This is a genomic window from Ralstonia sp. TCR112 (assembly GCF_007997035.1).
Classification (GTDB): Bacteria; Pseudomonadota; Gammaproteobacteria; order Burkholderiales; family Burkholderiaceae; genus Ralstonia; species Ralstonia edaphi.
In genome coordinates, this window is sequence record NZ_VOSS01000043.1 from 1 (window position 1) to 21973 (window position 21973).

Here is a 21973-nt window from a genome sequence, read left to right on the forward strand (position 1 = left end):
AATTCAAGGAGTCTTTCGCCATCTCGGGCGCGTCATTTCTTTGCTTACTTTCTTGGGCAAAACCAAAGAAAGTGAGTCAGCCCCGGCAGGGGATGAAACAAGGGATGCACCACAAAACCAAAAACAAAACCCCAGCGAACTTCACTGGGGTTCTAATTTACTCAGCAACGCGCCGCGCAATATGCTCCAACGCCTCCTCCACCTGATCAATCAAAATCAGGCAGAGATCACCGGGCTGCAACCGCCCCAGCGCGGTGTCGATGGCCAGAAATTCACCACGGATTTCCTCAACACGGCTCGTGCGCGATGCACCCTGCAGTCCTTCGCGCAGCAACGCAAGCACTTCACCGTCAGCACGCCCACGCTGGCATTGGTCTTCGTACAGCACGACATCGTCAAACACGCCGCCAAGAATCTGCGTCTGCTTGCGGATGTCTTCATCGCGGCGGTCGCCGGCACCGCTGATCACCACCATGCGGCGCTGCGCCGGCATGGTTGCCACGGCGTTGCACAGTGCCTGGATGGCATCCGGGTTGTGGCCGTAGTCGGCGATGAGCGTGGCGCCCTTGTAGTCGAACAGGTTGAAGCGGCCTGGCGCAGTGGCGGCGTCATTCACAAAGGTGGCGAGACCGCGGCGGATCACCGCCCAGTCGATGCCGAGGGCCCATGCAGCGGCAATCGACGACATCGCGTTTTCCACCTGGAAGCCGATCGTGCCGTTGCGCGTGAGCGGAATGTCGGCCAGTGCGATGCGCGTTTCGTCGGCACCTTCGGCGGCGACGATCTCGGCGCCGTCGACAAACACCACCCGCTTGCCCTGCGCGCGGTGCAGCGCCATGGTCGGCAGGCCCGGATCGTGCGCGAAGAACGTGACCGAACCGGGGCAGCCGTCGGCCATGCGCGCGACCATCGGGTCGGCGGCGTTGAGCACCGCCATGCCGCGCGGTGCCACGTTCTGCACGATCACGCTCTTGAGCACAGCAAGGTCTTCCACCGTGCTGATGTAGTTCAGGCCAAGGTGGTCGCCTTCGCCCACGTTGGTCACCACGGCCACATCGCAGCGGTCGAACGCGAGACCTTCGCGCAGCAGGCCGCCGCGCGCGGTTTCGAAGACTGCGGCATCGACATCCGGATGCAGCAGCACGTTGCGCGCGCTGCGCGGGCCGCTGCAATCGCCGGTGTCGATGCGCTGGCCCTGGATGTACACGCCGTCGGTGCCGGTCATGCCCATGCGCAGACCGCTGGACGCCAGCAGATGCGTGATCAGGCGCACGGTCGTGGTCTTGCCGTTGGTGCCGGACACCGCGACCACGGGGATGCGGCCGTCGTCGCCGTCGGCGAACATCGTCGAGACGATGGCCTCGCCCACGGCGCGGCCCTTGCCGTATGACGGCTGCAAATGCATGCGCAAACCCGGCGCGGCGTTCACTTCAACGATGCCGCCGGCCTGGTCTTCGAAGGGCTTGAGCATCGTCTCGCACACGGCATCCACGCCGCAGATATCGAGGCCGACCATCTGCGCGGCCGCCACGGCACGCGCCGCGATGGCGGGATGCACGTCGTCGGTCACGTCGGTGGCGGTGCCGCCCGTGGAGAGGTTCGCGTTGTTGCGCAAGACCACGCGCGTGCCCTTCGGCGGCACGGCATCGGCGGTCAGGCCCTGCTTGGCGAGCGTGGCCAGTGCAATGTCGTCAAAGCGGATTTTCGTGAGCGACGTGGCGTGGCCCTCGCCGCGGCGCGGGTCGCGGTTCACTTCGTCCACCAGCTCGCGCACGGTGTGCTTGCCGTCGCCGATGACTTGCGGCGGGTCGCGGCGCGCAGCGGCCACCAGGTGCTTGCCGACCACGAGCAGACGGAAGTCATGGCCGGGGATGTAGCGCTCGACGATGACGTCCGAAGAGATGTCGGCGGCCACTTCGTACGCCGTCATCACTTCTTCGCGCGTGCGGATGCGCACCGCCACGCCCTTGCCCTGGTTGCCGTCACGCGGCTTGACCACCACGGGGCCGTGGATTTCCTGCGCGGCTTCCCACGCCTCTTCGGCGCTGCGCACCGAACGGCCCAGCGGCACCGGCACGCCCGCCGCATGCAGCAGCGTCTTCGTCAGGTCTTTGTCCTGCGCGATGGATTCGGCCACGGCGCTGGTCATGTCGGTTTCGGCGGCCTGGATGCGGCGCTGCTTGCTACCCCAGCCGAACTGCACCATCGAGCCCTGCGTCAGGCGGCGGTACGGAATGCCCCGCGCCACGGCCGCGTAGACGATGGAACCGGTGCTCGGCCCAAGGCGCACGTCTTCGTCCAGCTCGCGCAGGCGATGCAGCGCGTCGTCCAGATCGAACGGCTGGTCGTCGCGGGCGGCCAGGCAAAGTTGGCCGGCCAGCTCGAACGCCAGTCGGCCCACTTCTTCTTCGCTGTATTCGACGACGACCTGGTAGGTGCCGGGTTCGAGCGTGGGCTCGGTGTGGCTGAACGTCACCGGGCAACCGGCCGCAGCTTGCAGGCCCAGGGCAGCGGCTTCCAGCGCGTGCGCAATCGATGGCGCATCGGCTTCGTCGTCGGGACGCATCGGGCCAATCGCCGGAAAGCGCGCGCGCAGGCGGTCTTCAAAGCCCGGCAGCTCGGCCAGCAGTTGGGATTGGTCCGAGCAGGCCACGATGGCCTCGATGGCCGTATGGCGGCACCAGAGGTTTGGGCCGCGCAAGGCCCGGATACGAGAGACTTCCATGCAATCAGCTTTCCGTTGTGCTTTGGGCGTTCTTTCTGACTCAGGCCCGATCGTCAGGCCTTGGATTCGGCGCGGCCCATCCACTGGTGAACCTGCTCGACGGTGCCCTCGATGGCGCATTCGTCGCATTGCAGGACCAGCAGGTCGCCTGCCGTGAGCTGCGAGAGCGCGGCGTCGACGACATCGCGGCGCTTGCCGCCATCGACGACGACTTCGGCCACGCGACCGCCGCCTGCAGACCCTGCTTGAGCAGCGCGCGCGCCTGGCGCTCGAACTCGGCATCGGCGCGTTTGACGCTGGCGTCTTCGCACAGCAGCACGCGGTCGAACGTCTGTCCGATGACGGTACCTTGCGCAACGACGTCTTCATCGCGGCGCTGCAGGCCGGCACCAAACACCAGCGTGCGGCGTTGCGCGGGGAAATTGTCCAGCGCAGCCGCCAGGGCTTCCAGCGCGGACGCGTTGTGCGCGTCGTCCACCACGATCGTGGCGCCGTGGTGCTGGAACAGCGTGAAGCGGCCCGGCACATCGACCTGGCCCACGTCGAAGGTGACGATGCCGGCGCGCATCAGGTCGTTCGAAATGCCCAGTGCCCAGCCCGTGGCCACGGCCGCCAGCACGTTTTCAAGCTGGAACGGCACGCGGCCGGCGTAGGTCAGCGGAATGGCGGACACGTCGGCCAGCGGCACTTCAGCCGGACCGGTGGCCAGCACGACCTTGCCGTCGCGCACGAATACGGCGCGCTTACCGGCGGCGCGATGCTCAGTAATGGCCGGCAGATCGCCCGACAACGCGAAGAAGATCACATCACCGTCGCACAGATCGGCCATTTCAACGAGACGCGCATCGGCGGCATTCAGCACGCCGACGCCGGTCTTCAGCACAACGTCGATCTGCGTGCGCAGGACGCTATACATGCGGTCGTCGTCTTCGACGTAGAAATCGCCCAGGTGATCGGGCTTGCCGAAGTTGGTCACCACGCCCACCTGGCAGCGGTCATACGGCAGCCCCTGCGAGAGGATCATGCCGCTATCGCTCTCGAACACGGCCGCTTCCACGGCGCGGTTCATCAGGATGCGATGGCAGGCGTCCCACGCGGCGCGGTCGGTGCGCGCGCCGGATTCCACCTGGCGGCGATCGAGGTACAGCCCGTCGCTGCAGCCCAGCCCCGTGTGCCTGCCCGACAGTTGCAGCATCTGCGCGACGAGCTTGGCCACGACGGTCTTGCCGTTCGTGCCCGTGATGCCGACGATGGGAATGCGGCCATCGTCCTGCGCGCCGTCCTTGTCGGAAAACAGGTGATCGACAATCGCGCGGCCCACCGGGCGCGGCTCGCCCTGTGCGGGCCGGATGTGCATCAGCAAACCGGGCCCGGCGTTGACTTCGACAATGGCGCCACGCTGCTCATCCAGCGGGCGCGAGATGTCGTCGGCCACCAGGTCCACGCCGGCAATGTCGAGCCCGACCACGCGTGCGGCCAGCGATGCATGCGCGGCCACGCTCGGATGCACGCGGTCGGTCACGTCAAAGGCGACGTTGCCGTTGCGCTGGATCAGCACGCTGCGGCCCGCGGGCGGCACGGCGCTGCCGTCGGCATAGCCCTGGCGCTTGAGTTCGAGCCGCGCAGCCGAATCCAGGCGCACGCAGTTCAGCGGATGTTCTTCGGTGTTGCCGCGGCGCGGGTCGGAGTTGATCTGCGATTCGATCAGCTCTTCGATGGTCGAAGTGCCGTCGCCGACCACCGACGCGGTTTCACCCATCGCCGCCGCCGCCACGCGGCCGCCCACCACCAGCAGGCGGTGCTCGTTGCCGGAGACGAAGCGCTCGACGATCACGCCGTTGCCTTCCTCGATGGCCACGGCGTAGGCCGTTTCCACCTCTTCGCGCGTCATCAGGTTCGTGAACACGCCGCGGCCGTGGTTGCCGTCGTACGGCTTGACGACCACCGGCACGCCGATGTCTTCGGCCGCGTCCCAGGCATCTTCGGCGCTGTCGACCATGCGGCCTTCCGGCACCGGCACGCCGCACGACTGCAGCAGGCTCTTGGTCAGGTCCTTGTCGCGCGAGATCGATTCGGCAATGGCGCTGGTGCGGTCGGTTTCGGCCGTCCAGATGCGGCGCTGGCGTGCGCCGTAGCCAAGCTGCACGAGGTTGCCGTCCGACAGGCGGATCGACGGGATGTTGCGGTCATCGGCGGCGTCGACGATGCAGGCGGTGCTGGGGCCGAGGCAATGTTCGTCCACCAGGTCGCGCAGCGTTTCGACGGCGGCGTCCACGTCGTACGGGCGGTCTTCGATGGCCGCCATGACCAGATCACGGGCGGCGAACAGGGCAGCGCGGGTCACGTCTTCGTGCCACGCACGGACGATCACCTTGTAGACGCCGCGCACGGGCGTCTCGCGCGCCTTGCCGAAACCGCCGGGCATGCCGGCCAGGTTCTGCAATTCGAGGGTGACGTGTTCCAGGATGTGGCCCGGCCAGGTGCCCTCCTTCAGGCGCATCAGGAAACCGCCGCGCACGCCGGGGCTGCAGCGGTGCTCGATCAGCGTTGGGAGCCATGTCGAGAGGCGCTCGTAGAACCCGGGAATCGTGTTGGAAGGGAAATCCTCCAGTTCACCAATATCGACCCATGCCTCCAGCACTGGCCGATATGTCCACATATTCGGGCCGCGCAGCGACATGACATCGAGAATCTCAATGTCCTTCTTCTTCATTGAATTTGCTTGGAAGCAGGGGGCGATGTACCCGTGAATTGGTCCGTGAAATCGAACCGTTACCTTTCAATAACGTTACAACGGCGTCGGCGTTGACGTCTTGAGCCCGGAGTGTGTTGTGCAGCGCACCAAATGCCGTGCTGGCGTGGCTATGTATACTTGCGAGCAAAATTTGCAGGCCGCAACCATTGCGACGCCGCGCTCTTGCCTCGATTTATGTTCGTCCTTTTCCCGTTTTGGGCTGTTTTTTGGCCATTTGGACGCGCTTTTTGAATTCTTTGCGCCACTGATGACCCAGTCCTCCCCATCGTCCGCCCCCACCGTCGCCCGCGCTCAGGAACCCTGGAGTGTTGTGCTGGCTCCGAGTCTCGCTCCAGAAGAAACCGTCCTGGCCGGGCTGCAGCTGGATTTGGACGCAAGGCTGCATTTTACCCACGGGTGGCTGGCGGTTACGAACCGCCGCCTGGTCGGCCAAGCGCCCGGTGAAAAGGATTTGCAAAGCTGGGACATCGCTCCTGGCATGACGCTTGCCCATAGCGACCACGCCGGCGTCGGCACGCTGGAGCTGTCCGACGGTCAGCGCCGGCTGGCCAGCTGGCGGTACACGCTGGGCCGCAACGCCGACGCGCTGCGGCTGGCCGACGCCTTTGACGCCCAGCGCAACGCCCTGACCACCGGTGCACAGGCCGCGCAGCCCGACGCGGACATCTGCCCGACCTGCAAGGCGCCCCTGCCGCCCGGCGAAGACAACTGCCCGCAATGCAGCCGTGAACTGGAGCAGCCGCCCTCGACCTGGGCACTGCTACGCCTGTGGCGCTTTGCCCGGCCGTATCGGTGGGAATTGCTGGCCGGCTTCGCCCTGCTGCTGATCGGCACGGCCGCCACGCTGGTGCCGCCGTACCTGACGATGCCCTTGATGGACAAGGTGCTGATTCCCTACCAGAACGGGCAACCCGTCGATTACCGGCTGGTGACGCTCTATCTGTCGGGCCTGTTTGGCGCCGCGCTGGTGGCGTGGGTGCTGGGCTGGGCGCGCACCTATCTGCTGGCGCGCGTGTCCGAGCGCATCAGCGCCGACCTGCGCACGACCACCTACGAGCATCTGCTCAAGCTGTCGCTCGAATACTTTGGTGGCAAGCGCACGGGCGACCTCATGGCGCGCATCGGCTCGGAAAGCGACCGCATCAGCGTGTTCCTGTCGTTGCACCTGCTGGATTTCGCCACCGATGTGCTGATGATCGCCATGACGGCCGTCATCCTGGTCTCGATCGACCCATGGCTGGCGCTGGTGACGCTCGTGCCGCTGCCGTTCATCGCGTGGATGATCCACCTGGTGCGCGACCGCCTGCGCCACGGCTTCGAGAAGATCGACCGGATCTGGTCGGAAATCACCAACGTACTGGCCGATACGATTCCGGGCATCCGCGTGGTCAAGGCCTTTGCCCAGGAAAAGCGCGAAGTGACGCGCTTTGCCGAGGCCAACAAGCACAACCTGGCGATCAACGATCGCGTCAACGCGGTGTGGTCGTTGTTTACCCCGACCGTCACGCTGCTGACCGAAGTCGGCCTGCTGGTGGTGTGGATCTTCGGCATCTGGCAGGTGAGCCACGACGCCATCACCGTCGGTGTGCTGGTGGCGTTCCTGACCTATATCAGCCGCTTCTACACGCGCCTGGATTCCATGAGCCGCATCGTGTCCGTCACGCAGAAGGCGGCGGCGGGCGCCAAGCGCATCTTCGACATTCTCGACCACGTATCGAGCGTGCCGGAGCCGGCAAAGCCCGTGCACATCGAGAAGGTGAACGGCGCGATCGAACTGCGCGACCTGGGCTTCCGCTACGGCAACCGCGCGGTGATCCGCGGCCTGAACCTGTCGATCCAGCCGGGCGAGATGATCGGGCTGGTCGGGCACAGCGGCTCGGGCAAGAGCACGCTCGTCAACCTGATCTGCCGCTTCTACGATGTGTCGGAAGGCGCGATCCGCCTGGACGGCACCGACATCCGTTCGCTGCCCGTCTCGGAATTCCGCCGCAACATCGGCCTGGTGCTGCAGGAGCCGTTCCTGTTCTTCGGGACGATTGCCGACAACATTGCCTACGGCAAGCCCGACGCCACGCGCGAAGAGATCATCGCCGCCGCACGTGCCGCCCATGCGCACGAGTTCATCCTGCGCCTGCCGCACGGCTATGACTCGCTGGTGGGCGAACGCGGCCAGGCGCTGTCGGGCGGCGAGCGGCAGCGCATTTCGATTGCGCGCGCGCTGCTCATCAACCCGCGCATCCTGATCATGGACGAGGCCACGTCTTCCGTGGACACGACCACCGAGAAGGAAATCCAGAAGGCGCTCGACAACCTCGTGCAGGGCCGCACAACCATTGCCATCGCGCACCGCTTGTCGACGCTGCGCAAGGCAGATCGCCTGGTCGTCATGGATCGCGGCCAGATCGTCGAAGTCGGCAACCACGATGAGCTGCTCGCGCGCGAAGGGGCGTACTACAAGCTGTATCAGGCGCAGGCCCGCAATGTCGACGCCGACACCGATCTGACCAGCGACGGCGAGCGCGTGGACGCCGCCGCGCCGGCTTACGCGCAGTGATCCCCTCTTCTGAAATGACTGCGATGCAAACGCCCGATTTCACCCTGAGCCGCAACGGCTTCGGCAAGCTTGTCATGACCCTGGCCGACGGCACCGTGCATGAAGGCGTGGTGCCCGTGCGCGCCTTCCCCATCTCCGCCGCCGACGAGGGCTTGAGCCTGATGAGCACCGATGGCCGCGAGCTGGCATGGATCACGCAGCCGGCAGGGCTGCCCGCGCCCATGCGCGCACTGATCGATGCCGAACTCGGCGCGCGTGAATTCATGCCCGAAATCCGCAAGATCGTCGGCGTATCGACCTACGCCACGCCGAGCACGTGGACGGTGCAGACCGACCGCGGCCAGACCGACCTGGTGCTGCGCGGCGAAGAAGACATCCGCCGCCTGACCGGCACCACGCTGCTCATTTCCGACAGCCACGGCATCCACTACCTGATCCGCGATCTGCTGTCGCTCGACAAGCACAGCCGCAAGATCCTCGACCGGTTCCTGTAAGCCCGTTGAGGGGCAGCCGCGCAGCCGTTACCGAGCTGACGGCTGCACGGCGGTCATCACCTCGTTGAGCAGGTTTTCGGCCTGTTTCCAGATCGCACGCTGGTTGTAATCGCCCGCCGTGGTGACGACCACCATGTCGAGCCCCGGCACGATCCACAGGCGCTGGCCGCCGTTGCCGATGCCGCCGATCCACGCGTATTCGGTGCCGGCCGCCACCACCTTGCCGAGCCACCACTGATAGCCGTATTGCAGGCCCATGCCCGTGTCGATGTGCGGACGCGTGGAGTCGGCAATCCACTCGGCGGGCACGAGCTGCCGCCCATTCCATTGGCCGTGCTGCAGCACGAGCTGGCCGATGCGTGCCAGGTCTCGGGGCCGTAGGCGGACGCCCGCAAACGCCAGCGGGCGGCCGCGATAGTCGTCGACCCATTCCCAGTCGGTGATGCCCAGCGGTTCGAACAGTTGCTTGCGTGCGTATTCCGGTAACGGCATGCCGACGCGCTCGGCCAGCAACTGCGCCAGGACCGCCGTGTTGCCGCCGTTGTAATTGAACTGCGTGCCCGCCGACGCCGCCATCGGGCGATCGAACACGTAATGCGCCTGAGACGTGTGCCAAAACAGCCCGAACTCGTCGTTGTTGAACAGGCTCGTCGCACGCCATTCATTCCAGGCCAGGCCGCTCGACATCGACAGCATCTGCGAGAGCGTGATCGCTTCGCGGCCATCGCGATTCAGTTCCGCCAGCCCCGGAAACAGCGACAGCGCCGGCGTGTCGAGCGGCGGCGTCTTGCCTTGCCCCTGCGCGACACCCCACAGCAGGCTCGTCACCGATTTGCTGATGGAGCGGATGTCGTGAAGCGTGCTGGCATCGAACGTGCGCGTGGTGCGGAACAGGTCCTTCACGCGCTCATCCTTGCCCGGGTGATAAACCTCCCCCACCAGCCGGCCATGACGCACCACGAGCAGGCTGTGGAAATTGATATCGGCATCGGCGAAATTGCGCAGGACGGTGCAGAAGTGACCGGCATCGAAGCCAGCTGCGGAGGGGTCGACTTCGATCTGCCAGCCGTCGTTCAACTGGGCGGGCGCCTCGCAAGTTGCCGCCTGCGCGCCGTATACCGTGCAAACCCATGCGAAAGCGATGCCAATGGTGCGCAGCCGTAGCGTCATCCCAGCCCCCTTGATGTGGCGCCAAGTATCGTAACCCGCACTTGAAGAATCAAACCCTTTGCGATGAATGGGCGATTCAGACCCCCGATCAGCAATGGACCGGCCATCCGGTGGACCCCTCGGCCCGCGTTGGAACCCGGCCCCGCGTTACCATGTCGGACCCTTCTTGTTCATCAGTCACATCACAGGCACCTATGGTCACACGTCGAACCCTTCTTGCCTCGGCCTCCGTTACCGCCACGCTGGCGGCGCTCGGCATCACGCCCGAAGCGCTGGCCGCCGATCGCGTCAAGCTCGGCGATGCCGCGCCATTTTCTTTCGATGCGCTGATCGAGCGCGCCCGCACGATGGCCGGCAAACCGTACACGCCGCCTGCCACGGCGCCGGCCGACATCCTGTCCAAGATCGACTACGAAGCGCACGGCAAGATCAAGTTCGACACCGCCCACGCGCTGTTTGCCGACGGCCCCGGCCAGTTTCCGGTGACGTTCTTCCACCTGGGCACGTTCTTCCGCGCGCCGGTGCGCATGCACGTGGTGGAAAAAGGCGCCGCCCGCGAAATCGTCTACGACGAGTCGTACTTCGACATGCCTGCCGACAGCCCCGCGCGCAAACTGCCGCGCGGCAGCGGTTTTGCCGGCTTCCGCTTCCAGGAAAGCCGCCTGGGCGACCAGAAAAAACTCGACTGGAAGAAAAACGACTGGGTCGCCTTCCTGGGCGCGTCGTACTTCCGCGCCATCGGCGAGCTGTATCAATACGGGCTTTCCGCACGCGGCATCGCGCTCGACGTGGCGCAGGCCGGCAAGCCGGAGGAGTTTCCCAATTTCACGCACGTGTGGTTCGACACGCCGGCAGACAACCGCGCCGATTCCGTGACGATCTACACGCTGCTCGACGGCCCGAGCATCACCGGCGCATATCGCTTCGTGATGCACCGCACGAAGGGCGTGGTGATGGACATCGACACGGCCATCTTCCTGCGCAAGGACGTCGAGCGCTTCGGCATCGCGCCGGCCACGTCGATGTACTGGTTCTCGGAAACCGCCAAGGGCACCGCCACCGATTGGCGCCCCGAGGTGCACGACTCCGACGGCCTGGCCCTCTGGACCGGCAGCGGCGAACGCATCTGGCGCCCGCTGAACGATCCGCCGCGCACGATGGCGTCTGCCTTTGGCGACAACAACCCACGCGGCTTCGGCCTGCTGCAGCGCGACCGCGACTTCAACAACTATCAGGACGGTGTGCACTACGAGCGCCGCCCGAGCCTGTGGGTCGAGCCGCTGGAAGGCTGGGGCGAAGGCGCCGTGCAGCTCATCGAAATCCCGACCGACGACGAGATCCACGACAACATCGTCGCCATGTGGGTACCGAAGGCACCGGCGCGGGCGGGCAGCCAGTACCGCTTGCGCTATCGCCTGCACTGGCTGGCCGATGAGCCGTATCCGACGCCACTGGCGCGCTGCGTGGCCACGCGCATGGGCAACGGCGGGCAACCTGGCCAGCCGCGGCCGCGCGGCGTGCGCAAATTCATGGTCGAGTTCAAGGGCGGCCCGCTGGAGAAGCTGCCGTTCGGCACCAAGCCGGAGGCCGTGCTCAGCACCTCGCGCGGCACGTTCTCGTATGTGTTTACCGAAGCCGTGCCGAATGGCGTGCCGGGGCACTGGCGCGCGCAGTTCGACCTAACGGTCGACGGCAAGGAACCGGTCGACATGCGGCTGTTTTTGCGTGTGGACGGCAAGCCGCTGTCGGAGACGTGGTTGTACCAGTACCACCCGTTCCAATCGCCGGTGGGGCCGGTGGCGTCGTAAACGCCATCGCAGCGCTCAACAAACAAGGCGGAATTCCCGCCTTTTTCATTACTGGTAGGACAGCGTCACCACCGCCAGCGCTGGCTCCGCCCCGGGCGCGCGCGACAAGGTGAGCGTGCCGTTGTTTGCCGTCAGCAGGTGGGCCTTGAAGCCGCCGAATTTCACCAGGACGTCGGCCTTGCCGTGTGCATCGCCCACCCGCAGGGGCTTGAGCGACGATGCGGTGCGCGCCTCCACCGACACATCGATCGGCACCACGCGCACCGCTGTCGAGCGGAAGTCCAACACCACCTGATCGCCGGACGCAGAGCGACGCGCCTGCAGCCCCTCGCCCGGGCCCGGCGCCTGCAGCGCAGGCTGGACACGGAATCCGGCCTCGACAATGGCGCCCGTGAAATAGATCACGCCGCCTTGGCTGCCGCCCGCAAGCGCGCCACTCGCGCTGACGGCCGCCGCCATGGCAACGGCCGCTGCCTTGTAGACCCTGAACATAAGACCCCCGATGCCCGACCCTTGGGCGATGTGTCGCGTCCGCCCGTTTCCTTTTCCGACGGACCGGCGCAATAGTTTTTTACGATTCGCATCGTCCTCAGGATCGATCTCATTGTGGATTGCGGGCATCCCTGATTGCGGGTCAGATGGACAAAGCTGCAGGCGCGCAGCTCATGGCGCCGGCCACACCTCCAGCGCCTGCATCAACTGCTTCCCCAGCGGAATACGCTTGGCCATATCGCCCTCGCGCGGCATGTCGATGTTCAGCGCAAACGCATAGACGCGCCCGGCACGCTCGACCCAGCCGACCCACCAGCCGATCTCCGGCTGGTATTCGGTGGCGACGCCGGTCTTGGCATACAGCGCGGCATCGCCCTGCTGCTCGATCAGCAGCATGCGGTGGACCATGTCCCACGTGCGCGGCTTCACCGGCAACTGCCGGAGCGCCATGCGGCTGGTGAAGCGTGCTTCTTCGAACGCGGAAATCTCCAGCGGGCCGCGCAGCCAGAACTGGTCGATCACGCGGCCGAGCTGGCGATTGCCGTAGTCGAATGCATCGACGTAGGCCTGCATGCGCTCAAAACCGACGCGGCGCGCCACCTCCTGGTAGATCGGCACGGCCGACAGGCGAATCGCCTCGGGCAACGCCATGTCGTGCTCCCACTGCTTGTAAGGCTGCGGCTTGCCGCCGTAGGGCAGCACTTCCTGGTCGTCGCGCACGGCCCCGGTGTCGAAGGCGATCAGGCTGTTCGGAATCTTGAACGTCGATGCCGGATGGATGCGCCGCGCGGCGCGCGCCGGATCGACGACATAGGTGCGGTCGGCGCCGATGTCCATCAGCACGAAGGTGCCGGAGACGCCGGCGTCGTCGAACACGCGCTTGAGGTCATTGCGCACCACCAGCTCGGCATGAGCGGTGGCGGTGCTGAGGGCAACGGCGCAGGCCGTGAGGCCAAACGCAAAGGTCTTCGACCAGCGAGAAAACATGAGGGGCTCCATGAAATGAGTGAATGGCTGCCGGCTCGCGTCGATGCGGACAAGAGCCGGCGCTGCGCATCGTAGGGAGCGCGCCATGCAGCCGCCAGCGTGCAAGGCACGCCTCACGTCACGCGCGTAACGCCTGTAACAACGAGCTTGGCGCACAATGGCGCCACGTTTTCGCTTCGCCAGATTGTTTGCATGACGCCTCCGCCCCTGCCCGCCCTCCATGTCGAGCTGACCACGCCGCAAACCGTGGATGGGCGCGCGCGCCGTTCCAGAGCCTGTGGCTGCTGGTGCGGCTGGCCTACGCGCATCGTCTGTCGCCGGAACAACCGCTGGTGCGCCTGGCCGACCTGCGCGGCGCCGTGTCGGACGCCAGCACGCAGCGCATGATGATCAGCCGCGCCTTTCGCGACTGGCAAAACTGGGGCGTGCAAGCCGGCTGGGGTGAACAGCGCGATCGCGAGCCGCGCTTCCTCAACGCAGACAAGCGCAGCCAGGGCCCGTTCTGGCTTACGCCTGAAGACGCAGCACGCGTGATCTGCCTGGTTGAAGGACGGATTGCCGATGACACCGATGTGCGCGCCTTCCTTGGTATCGCCGCGCCGGAGCGCAGCCCGGACATCGGCGCTGAACCCAACGCCAGCGCACTTTCCGGGCCCGCGCCCGGCACGCCAAACCCGGCTTTCTGGCACGCTTTTCTGACCGCGCGCCACGCCATGCGCGAAGGCCGCCTGCTGCATGCGCTGAGCACCGGCGCAAGCACCTCCGACACCGAGCGCGGCGGCGCCCTGCTCGCCTTGCGCCACGCCGGAGACGCCGCAGACAACGACTTCCAGCGCGCCCTCGTCACCCTGGGCGAGGCAATGGCCGCGCGCCGGCTGGGCGACTCGACACGCGCCAGCGCCTTGCTCTCGCAACTGCGCGCGCACCGCCGGCAGCGCCATGTGCTGGGCAACGATTACCTCGCGGCCATGGAGCGCATCGTCACCGCATGGTGCGCGTATGACCGGCGCGACCTCGACCTTGCCGCAGGCCTGCTCGCGCGCCTGGCGGACGCCGAACCCGGCCGCAGCCTGCTGCGCTATCACCCGCAGATCCGTTTCGAGTGGAACAACCTCAGCGCACTCATCGAGCGCGCCCGCCTGCTCTACGCCGATGCCGACGGCATTGCATCGGACGTACGCGCCCGTGCCGCGCAGCGCATCGTCGCGCAATTCGAAACCGCGCTCGCTGCCGCGCTGGAAAGCCAAGCCTCCGACGCCGTGCAGCAAGTAGCCGCCAACCTCGGCATGACGTGTTGGCTGCTGCGTGATGTGCTTGGCAACGCGGCGCATGCCGGCGGCACGGTCGATGCCGTCCGTTGGCTGGCCATGAGCGAATGGCAGGCGCTGCGCAACGGCGGGCCGCTGCAATCGGCGTGGAACGCCATCGCGCTCATGCGCATTGCACGCGCAGACACAAGCCGCACTGCGCTGACGTTGAGCGACCTGCGCACGCAGGCCGGACCGTTTGCCGAAGCCTTTGACGCGCGCTACTGGCCGCAGCGCTGGACCGACGTGGCCGCGCTGCGTCTGCGCGAGCACGACAGCGGCCGGCATCGCTACGGCCACGTGCAGGTGAGCGGGTTGCTGCTGGAGCTGGCGTGGTTCGCCCACGCAGACCGCGATCACACCACCGTGCGCACGACGATGGAGCGCCTCTCACAAACCATGCAAGACCTGGCGCCACACGATCGCGCGTACTTCGTCCAGGCACTGAAGCAGCTGACGCAGATGGCGGAAACGCCGCCCTGAGTCGTACGCCGAGCTGCACTCCCAGCAGATCGATGGATGGATAAATTCGTTGCATCCCTAACGATCCGTCGCTAGACTGCCGCACATGTTTGATCACTGCCTGTACTTCAACACCACCGCGCTGGCGCGCTCCGTCGAACGCGAATGGGCGGCAGCGTACGCGCCGTTCGGCCTGACGCCGCCGCAAGGCTTTGTGCTGCGCGTGGTGCTCAAACGACCCGGCGTGCTCAACCGCGAACTGGCCGAGGTGCTGGGCATTGCGCGGCCCACGGCCACGCGTCTTGTCGATGGCTTGGTCGCCAAGGGGCTGGTGGAGCGCCAGCCCTCCGCAGAGGATGGCCGCGAGTGGAACCTGTTCCCCACGGAAGCGGCCCGAGCAGTGGAAGCCGCGCTGCAGGCGGCCAGCGCCAAGGTGGCGCGGCGCTTGCGCGAGCACGTCGGCGCAAGCGCGTTCGACGATACGGTGCAGGCCATCCGCGACGTTCGGAGTGCACTGAACACGTAAGACAAACGGGGGCGGCCATGGCCGCCTTTTTGATCGGCAAATAGTTGCATCGCTACGCATATCACCCAGGAGCGCGCGCATGACTACCGTTCTCGTCACCGGCATCGAGCCGTTTGAATCCGACCCCACCAACCCTTCGTGGGACATCGCGCAGGCACTCGACGGCACGCAGGTGGATGGCGCGGTTATCGTGGCGCGGCAGCTGCCGTGCGTGTTTGGTCTCGCCAACGAACAATTGGTGGACGCCATCGAGGCAACATCGCCGACCCTGGTATTCGCGCTCGGGTTGGCCACCGGCCGAACTGAGATCTCGGTGGAGCGCGTGGCCATCAACGTGATCGATGCACGCATTCCGGACAACGCCGGCAATCAGCCCGTCGATACGCCTGTGGTGCCCGATGGGCCGGCGGCGTATTTTTCCACGCTGCCGATCAAAGCAATCGTGCAAATGCTACGCGAGGCCGGCGTGCCGGCGGGCGTGTCGCAAAGTGCCGGCACCTACAACTGCAACCACCTGTTCTACGGTTTGATGCACCACATCGCCACGCGCGCGCCGCGCGTGCGCGGCGGCTTCATCCACGTGCCGACCACGCCCGAGCTGGCGGCGCGGCATACGGGCCGGCCCAGCCTGTCGATCGATACGCAAATCGAAGGGATTCGTCTGGCGGTGCGTACAGCGCTGGCTACGCGGGCAGACCTGAAGGTCAGCGGCGGGGCCGTCCACTGACACGCGCAACGCCGCGAACGGCCTGACGGACTCACGCCACCAGCGGCACAAGCAACATCCGCGCGGCCAGCTCCTGCCGGAACCGTTCGAAGGCCTGCGCAACGGAATCCGCACCGCGCGCGGTGTTCTGCAAGCGGATACCTTCCACCTGGTGGATGCCCACCGTGGCGAACACGTAACGCAGATACGGCATCAGGAAATCGGTCTGCGCGTGGGCGCCGTCAAAGTTGCGCCGGAAGCGGACACCACCAGCACCGAACGATCGGCCAGCATGCCGACCTTGCCCGTTGGCGTGCGGCGGAAGGTGCGTTCGGGCCGCACCACGAGATCGATCCACGCTTTCAACGCTGAAGGCACCGTGTAGTTGTGAACCGGGGTGGAGATCAGCACGGCATCCGCCGCTTCCAGTTCGCCGATCAGCGTTTCCGACAACGCAAGCTCCGCGCGGTGCGCAGCGGTACGGTCGGCATCGGGCATGAGGCTGGCTTGGACGAAACCTGCATCGGGGTGCGGCAGCGGTGTCGCTGCCAAGTCGCGCTCGATGACACGCAAGCCGCCCACGGCTTCGCCCAATTGTGCAACCACCAACCGGCCGCCACGGCGGCTGTGCGAGCGGTCGTCGCGCGGGCTTGCGGTGACGTGCAGCAGTGTGGTCATCGGGCAGCTCCCGGTCGCGTGTTCATGCCAAAGCGCAAGGCGCCCGCGAGCAACCCGTTGCGATAGTAGAAACGATGGCCGAGCACGTTGGACAGCGGCGTGTCGAGCACGAGCCGTGCGCACCCAAGGCGCTCTGCCTCGGCCTTGAGGTGGTCCATCAACACATTGCCGAGGCCGCTGCTGCGCAGGTCGGCATCGGTCACCAAATCGTCGACATACAGGAACGGGCCGTAGACGAGGTTCTCCTGCTGCCGATAGCCAGCCAGCGCAACCGGCACCCCGTCACGCCAGACGGCGATGAGCCGATAACCGTCTTCCACCTGCCGGCGCCAGCGCGTGACGAGCTCGTCGGCGTCGGCAAGATGCGGCCGCAGTTGATGCATGACAGGAAAGCAGGCACGCAGCGCGGCTTCGTCCTCAATTGGGCAGATGACGTCCATGATCATGCAGCCTCAGCGCCGGCGGCGGCCGGCACCTGCGGCGCAAAGCGCATCGCAACGGCAATCCGGTTCCACGCTTGGATGTTGGCGACGGCGGCCGTCAGGAAGGCGACTTCCGTCGGGGAAAAATGCTCCAGCACGGCGGCGTATTCATGGTCTTCGACGCCGTGCCCGGCGGCGCGGGCCAAGGTGGTCAACGCTTCGGTCCAAGCCAGCGCAGCCCGCTCGCGTGCGGTGAAAACGGCGGGCGTGTCGCGCCAGACCGCCACCAGGTCGAGCTTGGCCGGCGCCACGCGCAGCTTGCGCGCCAGGTTCAGGTGGAACTGCACGCAAAACGCGCAGCCGTTGATTTGCGATGCGCGCAGCTTGACGAGCTCGGTCAGCGGCTTTTCCAGCCCAGAGGCGTCCACCGCCTTGCCGAGCGCTTGCAGCGCCGGGGCCACGCCGACGGCAGTATCGACAAATTCCGGGTAATCCATGCGAGGGGAGAGATCTTCCATGTCTGGCTCCTGTTGGGGGTTCGCGCAGGACGAGTGGTAATATCAGTGCTCGAACATCATATTCGAACTCTGACATCATGAGCAAGCGCTCCACGCCTGCGGGCAAGGAAAACGACATGCCACGCAATCCGCCTTCCATTCCGGAGCCCGGCCAGGGCAAGCGCGGTGAAGAAGGCTATCTTGGCTACCTGCTGCGTCAGGCCAGCGCGGCCCAGAGGCTGCGCATGGAGCGCGCCATGGCTGACGTGGGCGTCACCCTGCCCCAATTCCTCGTGCTCACGATGCTCCGCGCCTATCCGGGTATCTCGAATGCCGATCTCGCCAGGCTCACGATGCTGACGCCTCAGACAGTGAGCGTGATCGTCACCAATCTGGAGCGCAGCGGCGCCATTACGCGCCGGCCCCACGCGGTGCACGGTCGCATCCAGCACATCGATGTCACCCCTGAAGGGTCAGCGCTGCTCGCCGCGTGCCGCCAACGCTCGGGCGGTATCGAACAGGACCTGCTGCAGGGGTTCACGTGCGAGGAAGAAGAGGTCGTGCGGCGCTGGCTCGTACACGTCGCCAAACTCGGTAGCGACAAGCCGTCTTCGTAATCCTCACTCTTTTTTTTCTCCGCTGTCCTTGACTTCCGGATCGCCGCCACTATCATCCGATGTATCTTACGATATATCTGATGATGTTCTTCAGGAGAATGGCAATGCGCGGTTGGTTCGGACATCACCACAAAATGTGGATCGAGAAACACTTCATGATGGGCCGTCACGGTCACGGCGGACACGGTTTCGGACGTGGCATGGGCGGTTTTGGCGGGCCCGGCGGCTACGGCGAAGGCGATGACGAAGGCGGCAGCCCTTGGCGCGGTCGTCGCCTCAGTTCAGCAGACTTGCAGCTGGTATTGCTGGCGCTCCTCAAGGGCACGCCCCGCCACGGCTATGAGTTGATCAAGGCGGTGGAAGAGCATTCGCTCGGTTTCTATACGCCGAGTCCGGGCATGGTGTACCCAGCGCTGTCGTATCTGGAAGATCACGGTTTCGCGTCTGTCACGGCCGAGGGCAACAAGAAGCGCTACGGCATCACCCCCGAAGGCGAAACATGGCTGGCCGAGCGTCAGCACAGTGCCGACGCCATCCTCGCGCAATTGCGCGCCATGGGCGAGCGCGTCAAGCGCATGAACGAAGCCATGGCGTTCGACCGCGAAACCGACAACGCCGCCGAATGGACGGACACGGGCCACGACCCGCTGCGCACCGCGCGCTGGCGCCTGAAGTTCGCCCTCATGGAAAAACGCTTCGCCTCGCGCGAAGAACAGCAACGCGTGGCAGACATCCTGCTACGTGCCCTCAAGGAAATCACCGACGAGCGCTAAGCGGCAGGCAGCAATCTGTTCAGCCCCCGGGCGTTGTTCGGTCGCCCGGGCCACCGCGTCAGTCCAGTCCGTTCAGCCGGTTCACTCCGCAGCCATCTATGTTTGCCTTCAATCGCACACAAGGTCTCATGTCGCAGTTGCTCGGTTCCGTCAAACCCGCCACACGCCGCATGCGTGTGCGCGCCATCCATACACTCTCGCCGCGCATGCGCCGCGTGGTGTTTACCGGCGTGGCCGCTACGGATCTCGCTGATCTGGCCGGCGCTGCGCCCGGCGCGGCCATCAAGCTGATGTTTCCGCACGATGCCGCAGGCGCCGGCCGCACGCTGGGGCGTGCTTACACCATCCGCCGCTATGACGCGGCCCGCGATGAACTGGAAATTGATTTCGTCGTGCACGACGAAACGCCCGCCGCGCAACACGGTCCCGCAGCACGGTGGCTCGAGCACGCGGCCCCCGGCGATGAAGTCGAATTTGCCGGCCCCAAGCGCGGTTTCCGTGCCGACCCGGCGGCGCCGTGGACGCTGTTGATCGGCGACGAAACGGCGTTGCCCGCCATCTTCGCCATCCTGGAAACGTTGCCGGAGCACGCGCAGGTCCTGACCTACATCGCCATCGGCGACGCCCGGGCGCGCCTGCCGCTGGAAGGCGCCCTCGCCGCGCACCCCCGCAGCCGCAGCATCCACTGGGTGGAAAGCGATACGGCGCACGCCGGCGCGATGATGGTCGGCGCACTCAGCGCCCAGGCCATGCCGGCCGGCACGCCGCAAGTGTTCCTGGCCGGCGAGGCATCCATGCTCAAACAAGTCCGGACGCTGCTCGAAGGCGCCTGGGCCGTGCCGCGCGACGCGATCGACGCCAAGGGCTATTGGACGGCCGGGCTCTCGCGCGAAGAACGCAAGGCGGCCGAGGCGCGCTGAGCCTGGCGTCGCCTCAGGTGGCGACTTCCGCACTGGGTGTGGCACCCCGCACCCAGTCGCGCAGCAGGCGTTGCCCGTAAAGCAGCGCCGCATCCATCGCTTCGCGCGGCGAGCCGAAGGTGCATCCGGGCCGCACCGGCTGCGAACCCGACAACGATTGCCCTTCCGTGCCGCGGAACACCACTTCGACGCGCGCCTCCCAGCCCCGCCCGCCGGCAGGCACCACACGCGGGACGATCTCAACGTCTCCACAGATTTTGTGCACCTCGTTCCTCCGTCTGCAGCGCCTGAACGGCGCATTGCCAGCAAGCTAGCAACGGGCATGCCCATCTGCTCGAGGCCGCGAGATTTGATCGAGATCAACTGGCGGCCCAGGCATCACCTTTAGCCCGTCGCCGGCGTGCCGATGCAAGACAGGACAGTGCGTGGCGGCCCACGCGCACCCTCCTTCCGTCCATCCGCGCCGCAAAGCGCGGCACCACCATGCGCAAAAATCTACCGGTCACCCAAGCCGAAACCGCCCTCAACCCGACGGACTACCTCATCTCCCGCACCGATCTCAAGGGCCGCATCGTCTTCGCCAACCCGGCGTTCGTGCGCATCAGCGGCTACACGCAGGAAGAGCTGGTGGGCGCGCCGCACAATCTCGTGCGCCACCCCGACATGCCCGAAGCCGCCTTCGCCGATCTGTGGGCCACGCTGCAAGCCGGCAAGCCGTGGCGCGGCTTCGTCAAGAATCGCCGCAAGGACGGCGGCTTCTACTGGGTGCTGGCCAACGTGACGCCGGTGTTTCAGAACAATGCGGTGGTCGGCTATACGTCGGTGCGTTCCATGGCCACGCCTGCGCAGATCGCGCGCGCGCAACGCGCCTATACCGCCATCAACGAAGGGGACACCTCGTACACCGTGCGCGCGGGCCGCATTCTGCGCACGGGATGGCGGCGCGCCGTCAATCTGTTCCAGATCGACAGCCTGCGCTTCAAGGTGATCGGGCTGCAAACGCTGATTGCATCGGCGATCCTGATCGGCACGCTGTGGGCGCACATCGCACTGGAAGCTGCCGATCTGCATGGCGCAGCGTGGCTGGTGTTCAGCCGCGACTGGCTGTGGCTCACCGGTGTCGGTTGCGCGGGGCTGGCAACAGGGTCAGGCGTGCTGCTCGCCCGCACGCTCATCCGCCCACTGGAAGAAGCCGCGATGCTGGCCACGCGACTGGCTGCCGGCGATCTGACCACCGTGGTCGAAGCCCGCTCCAACGACGAGCTGGGCGAAGTCATGCGCGCCATGGGCACCATGCGCGCGAGCCTGTCGTCGATCGTGCGCGACATCCAGGACGGCGCCGCCAGCGTCGCGCACAGCACGCTGCAGATTTCCGCCGGCAACCATGATCTGTCCGCCCGCACCGAGCAGCAGGCTGCCGCGCTGGAAGAAACCGCATCGAGCATGGAAGAGCTAACGTCGATGGTTGCGCAGAACGCCGATCATGCCCGCACGGCCAGCGCCCTTGCCGAGGAGGCATCGACGATCGCGGCCGACGGCGGCCAGGTCGTGCAGCGCGTCGTGCAAACCATGGACGCCATCCGCGCCGACAGCCAGCGCGTGACGGAGATCATCGCCACCATCGAAAGCATCGCGTTCCAGACCAACATCCTTGCGCTCAACGCTGCGGTTGAAGCTGCGCGTGCGGGCGAGGAAGGCCGTGGCTTTGCAGTCGTCGCGGGCGAGGTGCGCAGTCTCGCTCAACGCAGCGCGCAGGCCGCCGCCCAGAGCAAGGAGATCATCCGCGCATCCGACCAGTCCGTGCGCGACGGCGTTGATCTCGTCCACAAGGCCGGTGCCACCATGACGCAGATCGTGCAATCGGTGCAGACCGTCACGCACCTCATGTCGGAAATCTCGGCCAGCTCGCGCGAGCAGAGCAGCGGCATTGCACAGATCAATGCGTCGGTTTCGCAGCTCGATGGCGTCACGCAGCAGAACGCCACGCTGGTGGAAGAAGCGGCGGCCGCCACGTCGGTGCTGGCGCGCCAGTCGGAAGATCTGAAGCACGCCGTCGCGGTGTTCCGCGCATAGCGCCGCC

General features: G+C 66.1%; 19 protein-coding genes and 1 pseudogene. 10 read left to right on the forward strand and 10 right to left on the reverse strand.

The features are described 5' to 3' along the window. Window positions 1-157: 157 nt before the first annotated feature. Both cphA (FUT88_RS13020) and cphA (FUT88_RS13025) read right to left on the reverse strand, forming a co-directional pair. Complete coding sequence (gene cphA / locus FUT88_RS13020) at window positions 158-2725, reverse strand: cyanophycin synthetase (protein WP_147215675.1); 2568 nt, start codon at window positions 2723-2725, stop codon at window positions 158-160. A 53-nt stretch (window positions 2726-2778) separates the two neighbouring features. Continuing rightward, window positions 2779-5438: pseudogene (cphA, locus tag FUT88_RS13025) on the reverse strand (cyanophycin synthetase). A 289-nt stretch (window positions 5439-5727) separates the two neighbouring features. On the opposite strand from cphA (FUT88_RS13025), the gene FUT88_RS13030 reads away from it, so the two are divergent. Together FUT88_RS13030 and FUT88_RS13035 are read left to right on the forward strand one after the other, a co-directional pair. Further along, entirely contained in the window at window positions 5728-8034 is a 2307-nt protein-coding gene (locus FUT88_RS13030) for an ABC transporter ATP-binding protein (protein ID WP_261797144.1), read from the forward strand. A 23-nt stretch (window positions 8035-8057) separates the two neighbouring features. Then, window positions 8058-8528 carry a DUF1854 domain-containing protein gene (locus FUT88_RS13035; protein ID WP_186829299.1) on the forward strand — a complete coding sequence of 157 codons (471 nt, stop codon included), beginning with the start codon at window positions 8058-8060 and terminating at the stop codon, window positions 8526-8528. Between the two features lie 27 nt (window positions 8529-8555). On the opposite strand, the gene FUT88_RS13040 is transcribed toward FUT88_RS13035, so the two are convergent. After that, on the reverse strand, window positions 8556-9698 hold the full coding sequence (locus FUT88_RS13040; protein WP_147215679.1) for a serine hydrolase domain-containing protein: 1143 nt from the start codon (window positions 9696-9698) through the stop codon (window positions 8556-8558). A gap of 194 nt (window positions 9699-9892) precedes the next feature. On the opposite strand from FUT88_RS13040, the gene FUT88_RS13045 reads away from it, so the two are divergent. Continuing rightward, the gene (locus FUT88_RS13045; protein ID WP_147215681.1) at window positions 9893-11506 is read left to right on the forward strand and encodes a glucan biosynthesis protein; all 1614 of its coding nucleotides are present in this window, start codon (window positions 9893-9895) and stop codon (window positions 11504-11506) included. Window positions 11507-11554: 48 nt separating this feature from the next. Here FUT88_RS13045 and FUT88_RS13050 read toward each other — a convergent pair whose 3' ends face one another. Both FUT88_RS13050 and blaOXA read right to left on the reverse strand, forming a co-directional pair. Further along, entirely contained in the window at window positions 11555-11998 is a 444-nt protein-coding gene (locus FUT88_RS13050) for a hypothetical protein (RefSeq protein ID WP_147215683.1), read from the reverse strand. Window positions 11999-12169: 171 nt separating this feature from the next. Further along, window positions 12170-12985: an OXA-60 family carbapenem-hydrolyzing class D beta-lactamase gene (blaOXA, locus tag FUT88_RS13055; protein ID WP_147215685.1), complete on the reverse strand. Its 816-nt coding sequence runs from the start codon at window positions 12983-12985 to the stop codon at window positions 12170-12172. Window positions 12986-13272: 287 nt separating this feature from the next. Here blaOXA and FUT88_RS13060 point away from each other — a divergent pair, with 287 nt between their 5' ends. From FUT88_RS13060 to pcp, 3 genes are all read left to right on the forward strand, one after another. Further along, a complete protein-coding gene (locus FUT88_RS13060; protein ID WP_261797145.1) occupies window positions 13273-14775 on the forward strand; it encodes a hypothetical protein in 1503 nt (500 codons plus the stop codon). Between the two features lie 85 nt (window positions 14776-14860). Beyond that, the gene (locus FUT88_RS13065) at window positions 14861-15280 is read left to right on the forward strand and encodes a MarR family winged helix-turn-helix transcriptional regulator (RefSeq protein WP_027679426.1); all 420 of its coding nucleotides are present in this window, start codon (window positions 14861-14863) and stop codon (window positions 15278-15280) included. 79 nt (window positions 15281-15359) lie between these two features. Continuing rightward, window positions 15360-16007 carry a pyroglutamyl-peptidase I gene (gene pcp / locus FUT88_RS13070; protein WP_147215687.1) on the forward strand — a complete coding sequence of 216 codons (648 nt, stop codon included), beginning with the start codon at window positions 15360-15362 and terminating at the stop codon, window positions 16005-16007. 31 nt (window positions 16008-16038) lie between these two features. Here pcp and FUT88_RS27170 read toward each other — a convergent pair whose 3' ends face one another. The 4 genes from FUT88_RS27170 to FUT88_RS13085 are packed head-to-tail and all read right to left on the reverse strand — an operon-like array spanning window position 16039 to window position 17604. Then, window positions 16039-16200: a hypothetical protein gene (locus FUT88_RS27170; RefSeq protein ID WP_410003878.1), complete on the reverse strand. Its 162-nt coding sequence runs from the start codon at window positions 16198-16200 to the stop codon at window positions 16039-16041. Beyond that, on the reverse strand, window positions 16200-16664 hold the full coding sequence (locus tag FUT88_RS27085) for an FMN-dependent NADH-azoreductase (protein ID WP_410003879.1): 465 nt from the start codon (window positions 16662-16664) through the stop codon (window positions 16200-16202). Before FUT88_RS27085 ends, FUT88_RS27170 begins: the two co-directional genes overlap by 1 nt. Further along, window positions 16661-17110 (reverse strand): GNAT family N-acetyltransferase, encoded by a 450-nt coding sequence (locus FUT88_RS13080; protein WP_147215689.1) that lies wholly within the window; start codon window positions 17108-17110, stop codon window positions 16661-16663. The genes FUT88_RS27085 and FUT88_RS13080 overlap by 4 nt, the downstream gene beginning before the upstream one ends. Continuing rightward, window positions 17107-17604: a carboxymuconolactone decarboxylase family protein gene (locus FUT88_RS13085; RefSeq protein WP_147215691.1), complete on the reverse strand. Its 498-nt coding sequence runs from the start codon at window positions 17602-17604 to the stop codon at window positions 17107-17109. Before FUT88_RS13085 ends, FUT88_RS13080 begins: the two co-directional genes overlap by 4 nt. Before the next feature lie 77 nt (window positions 17605-17681). Between FUT88_RS13085 and FUT88_RS13090 the strand changes: the two genes are divergently transcribed. The 3 genes from FUT88_RS13090 (at window position 17682) to FUT88_RS13100 (ending at window position 19893) form a co-directional block, all read left to right on the forward strand. Further along, window positions 17682-18200, forward strand: a complete 519-nt coding sequence (locus FUT88_RS13090; protein ID WP_147215693.1) for a MarR family winged helix-turn-helix transcriptional regulator — start codon at window positions 17682-17684, stop codon at window positions 18198-18200. Between the two features lie 104 nt (window positions 18201-18304). Then, complete coding sequence (locus tag FUT88_RS13095; protein ID WP_147215694.1) at window positions 18305-18973, forward strand: PadR family transcriptional regulator; 669 nt, start codon at window positions 18305-18307, stop codon at window positions 18971-18973. A 98-nt stretch (window positions 18974-19071) separates the two neighbouring features. Next, window positions 19072-19893 carry a siderophore-interacting protein gene (locus FUT88_RS13100; RefSeq protein WP_147215696.1) on the forward strand — a complete coding sequence of 274 codons (822 nt, stop codon included), beginning with the start codon at window positions 19072-19074 and terminating at the stop codon, window positions 19891-19893. Window positions 19894-19906: 13 nt separating this feature from the next. Here the strand turns inward: FUT88_RS13100 and FUT88_RS13105 are convergent, their stop codons facing one another. Beyond that, window positions 19907-20158, reverse strand: a complete 252-nt coding sequence (locus tag FUT88_RS13105; RefSeq protein ID WP_147215698.1) for a hypothetical protein — start codon at window positions 20156-20158, stop codon at window positions 19907-19909. Between the two features lie 218 nt (window positions 20159-20376). Here FUT88_RS13105 and FUT88_RS13110 point away from each other — a divergent pair, with 218 nt between their 5' ends. Continuing rightward, window positions 20377-21966, forward strand: a complete 1590-nt coding sequence (locus FUT88_RS13110) for a PAS domain-containing methyl-accepting chemotaxis protein (protein ID WP_147215700.1) — start codon at window positions 20377-20379, stop codon at window positions 21964-21966. Window positions 21967-21973: the final 7 nt, after the last annotated feature.